This is a genomic window from Amycolatopsis balhimycina FH 1894 (assembly GCF_000384295.1).
In the GTDB taxonomy this organism is placed as follows: domain Bacteria; phylum Actinomycetota; class Actinomycetes; order Mycobacteriales; family Pseudonocardiaceae; genus Amycolatopsis; species Amycolatopsis balhimycina.
Map to the genome: position 1 here is coordinate 10,103,433 of NZ_KB913037.1, position 13,025 is coordinate 10,116,457.

The 13,025-nt window shown below is 72.0% G+C and carries 16 protein-coding genes; 5 read left to right on the forward strand and 11 right to left on the reverse strand.

Annotation, left to right across the window (positions count from 1 at the left end):
* Positions 1–7: 7 nt before the first annotated feature.
* Both A3CE_RS0146565 and A3CE_RS0146570 read right to left on the reverse strand, forming a co-directional pair.
* On the reverse strand, positions 8–1,360 hold the full coding sequence (locus A3CE_RS0146565) for a protein kinase domain-containing protein (protein WP_026469532.1): 1,353 nt from the start codon (positions 1,358–1,360) through the stop codon (positions 8–10).
* Positions 1,361–1,458: 98 nt separating this feature from the next.
* A complete protein-coding gene (locus A3CE_RS0146570) occupies positions 1,459–1,920 on the reverse strand; it encodes an HNH endonuclease (protein ID WP_020646999.1) in 462 nt (153 codons plus the stop codon).
* A 219-nt stretch (positions 1,921–2,139) separates the two neighbouring features.
* On the opposite strand from A3CE_RS0146570, the gene htpG reads away from it, so the two are divergent.
* Positions 2,140–4,035 carry a molecular chaperone HtpG gene (gene htpG, locus A3CE_RS0146575; RefSeq protein ID WP_020647000.1) on the forward strand — a complete coding sequence of 632 codons (1,896 nt, stop codon included), beginning with the start codon at positions 2,140–2,142 and terminating at the stop codon, positions 4,033–4,035.
* Between the two features lie 123 nt (positions 4,036–4,158).
* Here htpG and A3CE_RS0146580 read toward each other — a convergent pair whose 3' ends face one another.
* From A3CE_RS0146580 to A3CE_RS0146605, 6 genes are all read right to left on the reverse strand, one after another.
* Positions 4,159–5,583: a glycoside hydrolase family 76 protein gene (locus A3CE_RS0146580; RefSeq protein ID WP_020647001.1), complete on the reverse strand. Its 1,425-nt coding sequence runs from the start codon at positions 5,581–5,583 to the stop codon at positions 4,159–4,161.
* 93 nt (positions 5,584–5,676) lie between these two features.
* On the reverse strand, positions 5,677–6,288 hold the full coding sequence (locus A3CE_RS0146585) for a cupredoxin domain-containing protein (RefSeq protein WP_020647002.1): 612 nt from the start codon (positions 6,286–6,288) through the stop codon (positions 5,677–5,679).
* Positions 6,285–6,734 (reverse strand): hypothetical protein, encoded by a 450-nt coding sequence (locus A3CE_RS0146590; RefSeq protein ID WP_020647003.1) that lies wholly within the window; start codon positions 6,732–6,734, stop codon positions 6,285–6,287. Before A3CE_RS0146590 ends, A3CE_RS0146585 begins: the two co-directional genes overlap by 4 nt.
* A 71-nt stretch (positions 6,735–6,805) precedes the next feature.
* Positions 6,806–7,780: a cupredoxin domain-containing protein gene (locus A3CE_RS0146595; RefSeq protein WP_020647004.1), complete on the reverse strand. Its 975-nt coding sequence runs from the start codon at positions 7,778–7,780 to the stop codon at positions 6,806–6,808.
* A gap of 24 nt (positions 7,781–7,804) precedes the next feature.
* Entirely contained in the window at positions 7,805–8,713 is a 909-nt protein-coding gene (locus tag A3CE_RS0146600; protein ID WP_026469533.1) for a copper resistance D family protein, read from the reverse strand.
* A gap of 2 nt (positions 8,714–8,715) precedes the next feature.
* Positions 8,716–9,321, reverse strand: a complete 606-nt coding sequence (locus A3CE_RS0146605) for a hypothetical protein (RefSeq protein WP_026469534.1) — start codon at positions 9,319–9,321, stop codon at positions 8,716–8,718.
* A 390-nt stretch (positions 9,322–9,711) separates the two neighbouring features.
* On the opposite strand from A3CE_RS0146605, the gene A3CE_RS0146610 reads away from it, so the two are divergent.
* The 4 genes from A3CE_RS0146610 (at position 9,712) to A3CE_RS0146625 (ending at position 11,876) form a co-directional block, all read left to right on the forward strand.
* Complete coding sequence (locus A3CE_RS0146610) at positions 9,712–10,263, forward strand: copper resistance CopC family protein (protein ID WP_020647006.1); 552 nt, start codon at positions 9,712–9,714, stop codon at positions 10,261–10,263.
* A 41-nt stretch (positions 10,264–10,304) separates the two neighbouring features.
* Positions 10,305–10,643 carry a DUF6221 family protein gene (locus A3CE_RS0146615; protein WP_020647007.1) on the forward strand — a complete coding sequence of 113 codons (339 nt, stop codon included), beginning with the start codon at positions 10,305–10,307 and terminating at the stop codon, positions 10,641–10,643.
* Positions 10,644–10,689: 46 nt separating this feature from the next.
* Entirely contained in the window at positions 10,690–11,322 is a 633-nt protein-coding gene (locus A3CE_RS0146620) for a phosphoribosyltransferase (protein WP_043793245.1), read from the forward strand.
* A 119-nt stretch (positions 11,323–11,441) separates the two neighbouring features.
* On the forward strand, positions 11,442–11,876 hold the full coding sequence (locus A3CE_RS0146625) for a DUF6292 family protein (protein WP_020647009.1): 435 nt from the start codon (positions 11,442–11,444) through the stop codon (positions 11,874–11,876).
* A gap of 1 nt (position 11,877) precedes the next feature.
* Here A3CE_RS0146625 and A3CE_RS0146630 read toward each other — a convergent pair whose 3' ends face one another.
* The 3 genes from A3CE_RS0146630 to A3CE_RS57125 all read right to left on the reverse strand — a co-directional run bounded on the left by A3CE_RS0146630 (position 11,878) and on the right by A3CE_RS57125 (position 12,962).
* On the reverse strand, positions 11,878–12,240 hold the full coding sequence (locus tag A3CE_RS0146630) for a VOC family protein (RefSeq protein WP_020647010.1): 363 nt from the start codon (positions 12,238–12,240) through the stop codon (positions 11,878–11,880).
* Positions 12,237–12,668 carry a hypothetical protein gene (locus A3CE_RS52925; protein ID WP_020647011.1) on the reverse strand — a complete coding sequence of 144 codons (432 nt, stop codon included), beginning with the start codon at positions 12,666–12,668 and terminating at the stop codon, positions 12,237–12,239. Before A3CE_RS52925 ends, A3CE_RS0146630 begins: the two co-directional genes overlap by 4 nt.
* A 135-nt stretch (positions 12,669–12,803) precedes the next feature.
* Positions 12,804–12,962, reverse strand: a complete 159-nt coding sequence (locus tag A3CE_RS57125) for a hypothetical protein (protein ID WP_245589730.1) — start codon at positions 12,960–12,962, stop codon at positions 12,804–12,806.
* Between the last annotated feature and the right edge of the window lie 63 nt (positions 12,963–13,025).

Below are 13,025 nucleotides of genomic sequence, written 5' to 3' on the forward strand. Positions count from 1 at the left end.
CGGGTGCTCAGAGAGTCCGGCAGGTGAGGGACGGGCGGGCGCCGCCGCTTCCGCTCTGCGTCAAGGCGATGAAGCCGAACGTCGTCGACCCGCTCGCGTCCAGCTTCGCGTTCCAGGACGCGTTTTCCACCGTCACCGCCGAACCCTCGACGGTGAAGCTGCCGTTCCACAGGTCGCTGATGCGGTGCCCGGCGGGCAACGTCCAGAGGACGCGCCAGCCCGAGAGGCCGGCGCCGTGGTCGTTGCGGACCGTCACCTCCACCTGGTAGCCGCCCGGCCAGGAGTTCGTCACCTCGTAGCGGGCGGCACAGCCCAGGTCGGTGGTGGTCGTCGGGGACGGCGGCGTCGTGCCGGGAGGAGAGGACGAGACCGGCGCCGCGACGGTGGCCGTGCCGTCCGGGACCAGCGCCGTCCCGATCACGACGCCCAATGCCAGCAGGACCGCACCGGCCGCGGAGGCCAGGACGATCGGGCGCCGCGAACGCCGGACGCGGATCAGGCGGGTCGCGGTCCGCCGGGGCCGCGACGGCGGCAGCGGACGGTTCTCGGTGACCGCCTCGAACAGCTCCTGGGCTTCGACCATGGTCGGGCGTTCCGCGGGATCGCGCCGCAGGAGCCGGCCGAGGACCTCGGCGAGCGGCCCGTCGTGCCGCGGCGGGATGACCTCCTCCTTGGCGACCTTCAGGAGCAGGGCGATCGGGTTGTCGTCGGTGCCGAACGGCGGCGTGCCCTCCAGCGCGCGGTAGAGCGTCGCGCCGAGCGCGAACACGTCCGCCGGGAAGCCGCCTTCGCCGCCGCCGGCGACTTCGGGGGCCAGGAAGGCGGGAGTGCCGGCGATGAAGCCGCCGCCGGTCACCAGTCCTTCGCCGGTCGCCCGGGAAATGCCGAAGTCGGCGATCTTGGCGACGCCGGATTCGCCGATGAGAACGTTGGCGGGCGTGACGTCGCGGTGCATGACGCCTTCGGCGTGCGCGGCCGCGAGCGCCGACGCGATCTGCGCGCCGATGCGGGCCACCTCGTCGGCGGGCAGCCTGTCCCGGTCGAGCAGGATGTCCGCGAGACTGCGCGACGGCAGGTACTCCATGACCAGGTAGGGCTCGCCGGACACCTCGACGACGTCGTGCACCGTGACCGCGTGCGGGTGCCGCAGCCGCGCGGTCAGCCGCGCTTCGCGCAGGGCGCGCAGGGCCGCCTGGTCACCGGCGGCCTGCCCGATGGCCGGGTCGTAGTCCAGCTGCTTCACCGCGACCACGCGGTCGAGCCGCTCGTCGCGGGCGCGCCAGACGACGCCCATCGCCCCCTGGCCGATCCGCTCGGCCAGCCGGTAGCGCCCGGCGATCAACTCTCCTGCGTCGGTCACGACGACCTCCCGGCCTTCCCACCGGACACACGGGTGCGGAAGACGATCGGTTCGAGCTTAGCGACCTGCCCGCCGGAATGCCGACGGACAGGTCGCGCTCAGGCGCCGGGCCGGTGCAGCTGGTCCCACGTCGGGACGTACGGGGCGAAGCGGAGCTTCATCCCGGCCTCGCCCGGCAGCTTGTCCGCCTTCCGGGCGTTGCAGCTGCGGGCCGTGCCGCCGCACGCGGCGACGGTGTTGAGCCAGTCGGTCCGGTCGCCGCCGCGGCTGATCGGCCGCACGTGGTCGATCGTGGTGGCGCGCTGCCCGCAGTACGCGCAGCGGTGCCCGTCCCGGACCAGCACACCGCGCCGGGACCAGCGCGGTGGCTGCGTATATCGCCACTTCATGACGACGTACCGCAGCAACCGCACGATCTTGGGGCGCGGGAACAGCCCGTAGGCGAGGCCGTCTTCGGCCTCGTGGATCTCGGCGACGTGCCGCACGAGCATGCGGATCGCGTGCGGGACGGAAACGGTCTGCAGCGGCTCGTAGCCGGCGTTGAGGACGAGAACCTTCACGGCGCACCTCTTTCTGCTTCGAATACGCGGAAAGCCGCCCGGCCGGCGGCTTCTCTCTGGTACGGATCATCGTCGCCGAGTGGCCTGAGCTGCGTCAATCGTGTTTCACCGCGGCGGGCGCGTACGGAAGAAACGCCCCGTGACCGCCGGTCGCGTCGATGCCCCCCGGCGCCGCTCGGTAGGATCGACCCACCCTCGCCGAACCGGAAAGGAACGGAAGTGACCACCCCGATCGAGACGCTGGAATTCCAGTCGGAAGCGCGTCAGCTGCTCCAGCTGATGATCCATTCGATCTACTCGAACAAGGACACCTTCCTGCGGGAACTCGTGTCCAACGCCTCCGACGCCCTCGACAAGCTGCGGCTGGAGTCGTACCGCGACAAGGACCTCGACGCGGACACGGCCGACCTGCACATCACGATCGAGACGGATCCGGCCGAGCGGACCCTGACGGTGCGGGACAACGGCATCGGCATGACCCGCGACGAAGTGATCGCCCTGATCGGCACGATCGCCAAGTCGGGCACCGCCGACTTCCTGACCAAGATCAAGGAGGCGAAGGACGCCGCGGCGTCGCAGGACCTGATCGGGCAGTTCGGCGTCGGGTTCTACGCGAGCTTCATGGTCGCGGACAAGGTCACGCTCATGACGCGCCGCGCCGGCACCGCCGAGGGCGTCCGCTGGGAGTCGACCGGCGAAGGCACCTACACGATCCAGCCGGTCGAGGACGCGCCGCAGGGCACCGCGGTGACCCTGCACCTCAAGCCCGAGGACGCCGAGGACCACCTCTACGACTACACGTCCCCGGCGAAGATCCGGGAGATCGTGAAGCGGTACTCCGACTTCATCACCTGGCCCATCCGGATGACGGGCGAGGGCGAGGACGCCAAGGCCGAGACCGTCAACTCGATGAAGGCGCTGTGGGCGCGGTCGTCGAGCGAGGTCTCCGAGGACGAGTACCACGAGTTCTACAAGCACGTCAGCCACGACTGGCAGGACCCCCTGGAGACGATCCGGCTCCAGGCCGAGGGCACGTTCGAGTACCAGGCGCTGCTGTTCCTGCCCTCGCGCGCGCCGATGGACCTGTTCATGCGGGAGCGCAAGCGCGGCGTGCAGCTCTACGTCAAGCGCGTCTTCATCATGGACGACTGCGAGTCGCTCGTCCCCGAGTACCTGCGGTTCGTCAAGGGCGTCGTCGACGCGCAGGACCTCTCGCTCAACGTTTCGCGGGAGATCCTGCAGCAGGACCGGCAGATCCAGCTGATCCGCCGCCGCCTGGTCAAGAAGGTCCTCTCGACGGTCAAGACGATGATGACCGCCGACGCCGAGAAGTACGCGACGTTCTGGCAGGAGTTCGGCCGCGCGGTCAAGGAAGGCCTGCTCGACGACTTCGAGAACCGCGAAGCCATTCTCGAGATTTCGTCCTTCGCGTCGACGCACGACGCCGAGAAGCCGACGTCGCTGCGTGCGTACGTCGAGCGGATGAAGGACGGCCAGCAGCACATCTACTACATGACCGGCGAATCGCGGTCGGCGATCGAGAACTCGCCGCACATGGAGGCGTTCCGGGCCAAGGGCTACGAAGTGCTGGTGCTGACCGACCCGATCGACGAGATGTGGGTCGACGCGGTGCCGGGCTTCGACGGGAAGCAGTTCCAGTCGATCGCCAAGGGCCAGGTCGACCTCGAGTCGGACGAGGACAAGAAGGCCACCGAGGTCGCCCGCGAGCAGCAGAAGAAGGACTTCGAAAGCCTGCTCACGTGGATGGCGACGGCCCTGGGCGACACGGTCAAGGAGGTCCGCCTGTCGTCGCGGCTGACGACGTCGCCCGCCTGCATCGTCGGCGACACGCACGACCTGACGCCGACGCTGGAGAAGATGTACCGCGCGATGGGGCAGGAGCTGCCGCCGATCAAGCGGATCTTCGAGCTCAACCCGGAGCACGCGCTGGTGACGGGCCTGCGCGAGGCGCACGCGTCGCGGCCGGACGACGAGGGCCTGGCCGAAACGGCCGAGCTGCTGTACGGAATGGCGCTCCTGGCGGAGGGTGGCGAGCTGGCCGACCCGTCGCGGTTCATCAGGCTGCTGGCCGGCCGCCTGGAGAAGACGCTCTGACGCGTGACTGAGCCCGGAACTCGCGTGTCCGGGGCCGTGACTCGCGTGATTGAGGCCGTAACTCGCGAGTTACGGCCTCAATCACGCGAGATCCGGGTCTGATCACGCGAGTTGCGGGGCTGATCACGGCGCCGCGTTCATCAGGTCCAGGGCGCTTTGCTGGCGGGCCGCGTCGGGCTGGTCGAACGGGCCTGCCCACAGCAGTCCGTACGCGTCCGCGCTGGTCCGGTCGTTCGCGTACGCCGAGTTCGCCTGGCGCTGCAGGTAGCCCGTGTACGGATGATCCGACAGGGCCGCGTTCAGCACCGCGAGGTCCCGGACGTACACGCCCTTGAACGTCGGACCGTCGAGGCCGCCGCCACCCGCCGTTTCGCCCGGGTCGCGGAGGATGCCACCCGGGTTCAGCGCCGCGTTCGTCGTCGACGCCGAAGCCATCGCGCGGGCCTTCGTCAGCAGGCCCGCGTCGCCGGTGGCGCGGTACAGCTCGGTCAAAGCCGCCAGCGGCACGCCCTGGTTGTACGTCCAGACCGGCTGGCCGTTGTTCGCGCACGTCGACATGTCGAGGCCGTCGTTGACCAGGTTCGCGCCGTTGATCACGCCGCTGCCGGAGAACCACGTCCAGCCCGCGCGAGCGCGCGCCAGGTACGCCGTGTCGCCCGGGATCCGGTTGTGCAGGGCCGCGTTCAGCTGGATGTACAGCGAGTTCGGGATGGCGTTCTTCGTCGCCCGCGAAGTGTTCCACCAGACCCCGCCGCCGCAGACGCCGTCCCAGTAGGCGTACATGTGGTCGGCGTCGGCGCGGGCTGTGCTCAGGTACTTGCTGTCGCCGGTCAGGTCGTACGCGTCCACCCACGCCAGGCCCCACCACGCGGTGTCGTCCAGGTAGTCGTTGCGGAAGCTGCCGCCCTGCGCCGCGAGGTTCTTCGTGTACGTCGTGTCGATCGCGTAGCGGTAGCTGCCCATGCCGCTGACCCGGACGTTGCCGATGATCGCGGTGAGCGCGTTGGCCGAGTTCCACCACCCGGTGGTGTCGAACAGGCCCGTGCTCAGGTTGTAGCGCTCCATCAGCGCCGTGGCGGCCGCGGTGCGCCGGTCCCAGGCGTTCCACGTCGGGCGGGCCCAGCCGGTGCAGGCGATGGTCCCGGACCCCGTGGGCTGCCCGCACGCGCGCAGCAGCCCGACGCCCTTGTTCGCCCAGTCGTCGGCGTTGTACATCAGGGTCCGCCAGCCGGTCGCTCCGGACGGTGTCGCGGTGTCGCCGAGCTTGCTGCCCGACGCCCATGTCCGCCCGGCGTCGAACGACCGGTCCAGCCAGACGTGGTCGCCGGCCGCGCCGCCGGTGATCGCCGCCCAGCCCATGTCGTCGCCGTCGTCGAAGTGCAGGGAGATCCGGCGTGACCCGGCGGTCGCCGAGGCCCCTTCGCGGTCACCGGGTGACAACGCGGGATCCCTGGCGTCACAGTATTTTCCGCAGATCGGGGCGGCGGCGGGCACCGCGGCCGGAGTAGCCGCCATGACCAGGCTCAGCAAGGGAACGAGGAAGTTCATCGGCCACCTTCCACTCCGAAGGGCGATGCTTCCATTTTCAGGGATCGGTCACAGTGGTCCAGTCCTTTCCCGGGACAGGTTCCGGACAGGAATTCACGCCCTTCGCGAGCCCAGCAGGAGCAGGCACAGCACGGCGATCCCGGTGACGAGCCCGGCGACCAGCAGCATCGGGTCCAGGGTGGGTGGGGTCGCCGCGGCCGCCTGCTGGACCACCGGGGGCGTGGACGCCGGAGCGGCCGGTGGCGTGGTGGCCGGGGGAGTGGTCACCGGCGCCGCGCCGGCCGGGCCCGCGGCGGGCGTCGTGGTCCGGGCCGGCGCCGGTTTGGCCGCGGCCGGCGTGGTCGGCGCCGGTTTCGGGGCCGCCGTCGTGGGTGCGGGCAGGACCGTCACCGAGGCCCGCATGTCGGGGTGCACCGAGCAGTAGTACTGGTAGGTCCCGGGCTGCCGGAACGTGTAGCTCCAGCTCTGGCCGGCCGACAGCTGCGGGCTGCGGAACGCGACCGGCGCGCTGGTCGTGACGACGTCGTGCGGCGCCTGGTCGTGCTGCATCCAGGTGACCGTGTCGCCGACGCGCACGGTCAGCGCGGCCGGGGAGAAGGCGTAGTCCTGCATCATGACCTGCTGCGTCGCCGCGGTGGCCTGGCCCGCGAACGGCAGGTTCAGGAACACCAGCAGGCCGGCGACGACGAGGGCGGCGCGCCTCATCGGACGAACTCGATCGCGATCTCGACGCGCAGCCGCCGCCGGGCGAGCAGCCGCACCAGCCGTCCCGCCCGCCGCGGTTTCCGCCGGACCGGGGGGACGACTCCCACCGCCCAGACGACCACACCTTGTTCGTCCCGGTGCCGGACCTCCCCGCACAGCCGGACCTCGCGGCCGGCCACCCGGCCCTCGGCCAGGAAGGGATCTTCGCCGACTACGTCGGCGGTGAAGGTGAGTTCGCCACCGCGGAACGCCCGGCCGAGGAAGGGGATTCCGGTCCGCAGCGAGCCGGGATCGAAGGTGACCGTGAGCGTCGAGCCGGGCGTCCAGTGCCCGCCGGTCGCGGTGAGCCGGCCGCGGACCAGGGGCGGCCGCGGGGAAACCTCGATGACGCAGCGGTCGCGGCGCAGGGTGTAGCCGATCGCCGGCAGGACGGCGGTGTCGGTCATGGGGATGGCCTCCGGGGAAGGGAGCGGGTGGCCCGGCTGGGAAACCGGGCCACCCGCGGGGATGGCGAACCTCAGCAGCTCGCCTGGTTCAGCAGCGGCGTGAGCACGTTTTCGAGCCACACCGTGTGCGTCTTGATGTACTGGTCGAGGTTCAGCAGGTCGGTCACCTGCTGGCCCAGCGACTCGTCGAGGTGCGCGCTCTTGATGTGCGCGACGATCGGCGCGAGCGTGTCCGTGAGGACCTTGCTGCCCGAACCGTCGAACGCCGGGGCGAGCACGGTTTCCAGCCAGACCGTGTGGGTCTTGATGTACTGGTCCAGGTTGAGGATGTCCTGCACCTGCTGACCCGGTGAGGTCTCCAGGTGCGCGCTCTTGATGTGGTCGATGATCGGCTGGAGGGCCGCCTTCGGCACGCAGGAGCCGCCGCCGGCCGGGGTGGACGGCATCGGCATCGAGTGGGTCGGGGTCGTGGTCGGCGCCGACGTCGGGGCCGAGGTCGGCGGGGTTGTGGTCGGGGCCGCGCCGGTCACGGTGATCGTGGCCTTCATGTCCGGGTGGATCGAGCAGTAGTAGGAGTAGGTCCCGGCCTTGGTGAAGGTGTGGCTGAACGTCTGCCCGGTCTGCAGGGTCGGCGAGGTGAACTTCTCCGGCCCGTCGGTGACCACGACGTTGTGCGGTGCGGTGTCGTGGTTGGTCCACGTCACCGTGTCGCCCACCGAGATGGTCAGGCTCGCCGGGCTGAATTTGTAGCCCATCGCCTCGACGGACTTCGTCGACGGCGCGGCAGCCGGCGCCGCGGCGCCACCGGCCTGTTCCGCGGCGAGGCCCTGGTAGAGCGGGACCGCGAGGGGGCCCTGCTGGGCCAGCGCGGCGAGGTCGACGTTCGCGGCCTGGCTCGGCGCGGCCTGTTCGGTCTGCCCGCCGCGAAGCGTGGAGAGACTGAACAACGCCGTCGCCAGGGCGAGGATCGCCACGGCGATCGGCCAGTTCCGCCGTCGCCGCTCCACCTCCGGCTGCTCGGGGGCGGCGGGGTTGGGGTTGTCCATCGAGAGACTCCTTTCACAGGGCCATCAACGGCCGGGGCTGGCCGTGACGAGGAAGCTCGCCGCGAGGAGGACCACGAGCACGAGCGTGGTCTCGGCGGCGACGGAATAGACGAACGGGCGGACGGTGCCGGCGTCCCCGCGCAGGACGACGGCGAAGTCGAGACGGCGGCCCACCCAGCTGCGGCTGGCCTGGGCGATGAGCAGCACGACGGCGAGCACGGCGAGCTTGACCAGCAGGGTCTGCCCGTAGGTCGTGCTGAATACCCGGCCGATGCTGCCGATGGTCTGCCACGCGAGCACCACGCCCGCGGTGACCACCACGGCGACCGACGTCATCGCCAGCTTCGAATACCGGGGGACGACCGTGGCGAGCTCCTCGGGGTCACGACGGGCCAGGACGCCGAACAGCAGCACGGCGAGACCGCCGATCCACGCGGAGGCGCCCGCGAGGTGGGCGAGATCCGCGAGCTGGGTCAGCCACGGCCGGGTGCTTTCCACCGCGTGGCCGGTGAGCCCGGTCGTGCGGAGCAGCCCGAGCAGGACCGCGCCGGCTCCGACGCGCCAGGGCAACGCCGTCGCGGCGACCCGGCCGCGTTGCAGCAGCCAGGCCAGCACCACCCCGCCGAGCAGCCAGAGCAGCGCCCTGGCGAACCAGATCCGCCCGAACTGGCTGTCCAGCGCCTGGCCGAGGAGGTCCAGAGCGAGGAGGTCGCCGGGCGGGCGTTGCGCGGCCCACGCCGCTTGCAGGCCCAGGCCGGCGAGCGTGCCGAGCAGGCCGAGGAGCCAGCCGGCCACCAGCACCGAACGGGCGCCGCGGTGGCCTGCCCCCGCGGGCCACAGGACGGCCAGGAACAGCAGCCCGCCGGCGAACAGCGTGAGGCCGGCGTAGTCGACGGTGCGGGCGAGCACGTACCAGGCCTTGACGGGTTCCACGCTCACCGTCCACTCGGGACGGTCGTGGCCGGGACGCCGACGGCGCCGGCGGGGACCATCGCGGGTTCCAGGCCGCCGTCGGTCGCGCGGCAGTAGCCGAGGACGAGCGCGCCGACGCCGTCCGGCCCGGTCACCCCGAGACCGGTGGTGACGGAGCCGAGCAGGGGCAGCCCGCCGACGGTGTCCAGCACCTGCTGCGGCACACCGGGCCGGCACGGGGGCACGTCGGTGCCCGGTGGCACCGGCGTCGTCGGCGGAGGCGTGGGTTCCGGCGAGCCGGGCTCCGTGGGCTCCGGGGCCGGGGCCGGCACCACGCCGATGTCGCCCGGCATCGACGGCATGGTCTGGACCGGCTGGTCGCCGACGGGGACCGCGGGCAGCGGGGCCGGCGGCACGTCCGACGGCGGCAGTCCCGGCGGAAGTGGTTGCGTGCCGGGGGTTGCCGGGGTGGCGGGGTGCCCGCCGTCCGCGACCACGGGCGGGGTGGCCGCATCGGCGGTGCCACCGGGACGCAGGCCGATGCCGGACGCGTAGCCGACGACGATCACGACCGCGCCGGCCAGGCTCGCGGCGATGACGTGGTCACGGCGCAGGGCGGGTCCTCGCACGGTTTCGTCCTCCAAAGAACGGGAATCCACTCCCAGGAAAAGGGATGTGCCGGAATCCGGGAGCGGTGGGAAAGAACGGGATGTGGGGAGCAGAAAACCAGCCGTCACGTTTCAGAGGGTGATCTTCACATGAAGGCCAGGTAAACTCGACAGCCTCGCCGGCAGCTCGCGACGGTGAGAAGTTGCGCCGAACGCCCCGAATGCTGCGCCGTTCGGGTGGCTGGGGTGGCGAACCACTGGAGTAGTCGCCCGGTTTGCCCGGTTCGCGGGTGGTCGTCCGGTGCGGCGGTGAGAATTGCTTAACACAGCCGTTTCACGGCTTCCGTTGCGAGGCCGGGCGTGCTCGTTACGGTTCCCCTGTCGCCCGAATTCCCAGAACGCGAGGAAATCATGACTTCCCGCTTGCCTTTCCGCGTCCGGATCGCCGCCGCGCTGGCGGCCGCCGGCTGCGCGGTCCTGCTCGGCGCGCCCGCGGCGGACGCGCACAGCGTCCTGGTGTCCAGCACTCCGGCCAAGGACGCGGCCGTCGCCACTTCCCCGGCCGAAGCCGCGCTCGTGTTCAACGAGCCCGTCGAGAACCAGTTCACCGAACTCGCCGTTCTCGGGCCCGACGGCACTTCGCACTGGGAGGCCGGCCCGGCGTCCGTTGTGGACGCCCGGGTGTCCGCGCCGCTGCGCCCGCTCGGCCCGGCGGGGGTCTACACCATCCGGTACCGGGTCACCTCCGCCGACGGGCACCCGGTTTCCGGCTCGGTCCCGTTCCGGCTCACCGTCGCGGGCCCGGAGCAGGCGGTACCGGCGGCCGCGGTGCCGGCCGCCGCGGGGGCGGCGAGTCCGGGCGGCGACGGCTCGATGCCACTGTGGCCGTGGATCACCGGGGGTGCCGTGCTGCTCGGGACGGGGTTCGCGGTGGCCAGGCGGCTCTCGCGCGCGAACGCTTGAGCGGGGGTGTGCGGCGGTCGCCGTCCGGGTAACCCTGGCGTATGACGAACCTCGACGACACCACGACCGCGAAGCTCGACGAATTCGTGCTCGCCCGGCTCGCGGAGGACGAAGAGCGTCTCCGGGCGGGCAGCCTGCCGCTGATCGACGAGGCCGAGCGGCGCGGGCGGCTCCGGATCATGTACGCCGACGACGGTGACGGGTTGCTGCTCGCCGGCGGGCCGGTCGAAGCGATGGAAGACCGGCACCCGGTGCCCTTCGCCGAGAAGGCCGAGTTCCTGCGCCGCGAGATCCGCGACGCCCACGACGACGCCTCGGTCAAGCTGATCGCGTCCGTGTACGAGGCCCACCCCGACTGGCGCGACGAATGGCGTCCCTGAGCGGTTCCCGCCGGTGTTCCGAGCCGCACGGGCGAAGCCGCCACTGATGTCCGGGGTCTTCGCCGATCGCGAAGACGGCGGACGGCGGCTCGCCGCGGAACTGCGGCGCCGCGACTGGACCGACCCGCTCGTGCTCGGGCTCGCCCGCGGCGGCGTCCCGGTGGCCGCCGTGGTCGCCCGCCGGCTTGGCGCCGAACTGGACGTCGCGGTGGCTCGCAAGATCGGCGCGCCGCGGCGGCGCGAGTACGGCGTCGGGGCGGTGACCGCCGACGGCCCGGCGATCTACGACGAAGCCATCCTGCGCACGCTGAAGCTGACGGCGGCCCGGATGGCGCGGGCGGAGAGCCGGGAGCGGGCGGAGGCGCGCCGCCGGCTCGAGCGCTACCGCGCCGGCCGGGCGCCGATCCGCCTGACCGGCCGTGACATCCTTCTCGTCGACGACGGGCTGGCCACCGGCGTCACCGCGACCGCGGCGCTGCGGGACATCCGGGCGGCCCACCCGCGGACGCTCGTATTCGCCACGCCGGTCGCCGCCCCGGGCGTGGCCGCGCGGTTGCGGGAGGAGGCCGATGACGTCGTCTGCGTCGCCGAACCGCCGGAATTTCGCGCGGTCGGCCAGTGGTACGCCGACTTCCGCCAGACCGGCGACGACGACGTGCTGCGGCTGCTCGGCCGGTGACCGTCGGGAATCCACACTGGACGGGCCGTGACGTGCTGCTCCACCTGGGGAACGCCGGGTTGACCGAGTGGGTGACGGGGTATCACCGGGCGGGGGCACCGAGCGGATGGGCAGGCGCGATGATCGAACGGGACGGGCTCGGCGCGGCGGCGCGCGGGCTGAGGCAGTACCTGCTGGCCGTCGCGGCCAAGCTGGACGTGCCCGCTTGGTTCTGCGACGTCGACGCACCCGCCGGCGCCTACCTCGCGCTGGAGCGGCGGCTCACGCGGTTCCCCGGCCACGAGACGGCGCTGCTGTGGGACGAGCGGGACGGCTGGGCGGCGGCGGTCGAGTCGGCGACCGGCGAGGACGTCATCGTGCTCGCCTACCTCGGCGGGGACGTCCTGCCGCCACCCGAGACCGTGGTGGCGTTCGTGCGGGACCTCTACGGCGAGGAGTACCCGGGACAGCCGGATCCGCCGGGGTTCCGCAGAGCCGGGGCCCCGGACGGCTTCGACGAACGCCTGGCCGCCCATGCCGGCGACACCGTCCCGCTGCCTGAGGGCCATTCCTGAGCTAACGCGGCGGGAGCACGCAGAATTCGTTCCCCTCCGGGTCGGCGAGGACGATCCACGGGTCGTCGGGTGGGTCGTCGAGGACCTTCGCCCCGAGCATCACCAGCCGTTCCACCTCCGCCCGCTGGTCGCGGCCCACCGGGGCGAGGTCGAGGTGCAGCCGGTTCTTTCCGGCCTTCTCTCCGGGGACCGGCTGAAACAACAGCGCGGGGCCGTCGGCGAAGTCGATCTGGCGGTAGGTCAGGCCGTGCGAGTCGGTCCACGTCCGGGTCTTTCCGTTCCCCAGTGCCTTTTCCCAGAACTCGGCGAGCAGGTCCGGCTGACGGCAGTCGAGGGCCACGGCGAGGATGCGGGTGGTCGTCATGCGCCCGCCACGATCCGGTTGACGGCTTCGGCGACCAGCTGCGGTTCGGCGACCGTCACGGTCAGGCCGGGGTGGCGGATCCGGCCCCACGGGTCGATCCCGGCCACCGGCTCCCGGAACCGGAGGCACACGCCGCCTCGGGTCGTGGTGCCGAAGGTCAGGCCGCGGTCGGCGAGCGAAAGCCGGACGCCGAGGCCGCGGAAGACGCGGTACGGGCCGGTGGCCTCCGCACCGGCCAGATTGCTCAGCGGAGTCTCCAGCAGCCACGGGCCGAACCGGACGCGCAGGCCGGCGGCGTCCAGTTCCAGGCCGCTGCCCGGGCCCAGGACGCGGCGCAGCCACGGGAACGGGACCGCGAAGTCCGCGTGAAGCCGGTGATGCACGACGACGGTCGGCTCGCCCGCCGCCGCCGGTTCGCCGGTCGTCATGGTGCCTCCTTTTACCCGCCGGAGGGGTGGGAAACGAGGGAGTGGAAGGGGCCGGGCGGCGTGCTGGGAAGCCGCCGCCCGGCCCGCGGCCGGGACCCGCGCCGGTCCCTGCAGCCAGGACGCGGGCCCCTGGTCTCAGGGGGAACGCCAGTCGCGGTAGGGGGTCTCGTGCTGGGCACCCATCAGGAGCAGGCCGCCGTCGGCGAGGGCCTCCGCGACCGAGCGGCCGATACCGGTGACGACAGCGCGCCGTGGCGAGGCGGCTTCCGCGGGCAGGGGCGCCGGGAGCGACACGGGCATCTCCTTTCGTCACCGGTTGGCTACCACCTCGGCCGAGGACTAAACACGCCGCCCGCG

Coding starts and splice junctions, on each gene's coding strand:
- A3CE_RS52925 (WP_020647011.1), bottom strand. CDS start 12,668: ATGACGACCGGCGAACCGGCGGCGGCGGGCGAGCCGACCGTCGTCGTG.
- A3CE_RS0146590 (WP_020647003.1), bottom strand. CDS start 6,734: ATGACCGACACCGCCGTCCTGCCGGCGATCGGCTACACCCTGCGCCGC.
- A3CE_RS0146625 (WP_020647009.1), top strand. CDS start 11,442: ATGATCGAACGGGACGGGCTCGGCGCGGCGGCGCGCGGGCTGAGGCAG.
- A3CE_RS0146615 (WP_020647007.1), top strand. CDS start 10,305: ATGACGAACCTCGACGACACCACGACCGCGAAGCTCGACGAATTCGTG.
- A3CE_RS0146580 (WP_020647001.1), bottom strand. CDS start 5,583: ATGAACTTCCTCGTTCCCTTGCTGAGCCTGGTCATGGCGGCTACTCCG.
- A3CE_RS0146585 (WP_020647002.1), bottom strand. CDS start 6,288: ATGAGGCGCGCCGCCCTCGTCGTCGCCGGCCTGCTGGTGTTCCTGAAC.
- A3CE_RS0146630 (WP_020647010.1), bottom strand. CDS start 12,240: ATGACGACCACCCGCATCCTCGCCGTGGCCCTCGACTGCCGTCAGCCG.
- A3CE_RS0146620 (WP_043793245.1), top strand. CDS start 10,690: ATGTCCGGGGTCTTCGCCGATCGCGAAGACGGCGGACGGCGGCTCGCC.
- A3CE_RS0146610 (WP_020647006.1), top strand. CDS start 9,712: ATGACTTCCCGCTTGCCTTTCCGCGTCCGGATCGCCGCCGCGCTGGCG.
- A3CE_RS0146595 (WP_020647004.1), bottom strand. CDS start 7,780: ATGGACAACCCCAACCCCGCCGCCCCCGAGCAGCCGGAGGTGGAGCGG.